Here is a 413-nt window from a genome sequence, read left to right as displayed (position 1 = left end):
CAATGTCATCAGGCTATGGTACCAATAACTTACAAAAAGCTTTTTTCTTGCTAAAAGGAGGTATTTTTGATGAATCCCAAAAGGTGATAGGTAGTTAAATCAAACACTTTTATGATAAATAACAATAACATACCCGGGACTTATTACCCAAAATATTACAAGTCCTTGTGTTCATGGCCTTTGGGGTATCCAGTGTCATATCAAAATAGGCGCATTATACGCGAAAAGTGAGTTACAAGCAGCTCTTTTGATTTATAGGGTACTTATGAGCTTTAAGCCCCTTTCTTCTTGTATGACTTCGGCCTGGACGAACAGGAACCATATTTTTTGTAATTTCTTGCATTATCCGGTGAAACATCGCATTGCGCTTTTCTGGATCATCTTCTAGCAACATGAGCACCAATGAATCCTTT

The 413-nt window shown here is 37.3% G+C and carries 1 pseudogene; it reads right to left on the bottom strand.

Annotation, left to right across the window (positions count from 1 at the left end):
* Positions 1–232: 232 nt before the first annotated feature.
* Positions 233–413, bottom strand: a pseudogene (locus tag ACYQ3Q_RS28535) (IS4 family transposase); the annotation flags it as partial.

The sequence above is a fragment of the Desulfosporosinus burensis genome, assembly GCF_054657535.1.
Note: the sequence above shows the minus strand (reverse complement) of the source record. Positions and strands in the feature narration are given on the sequence as shown.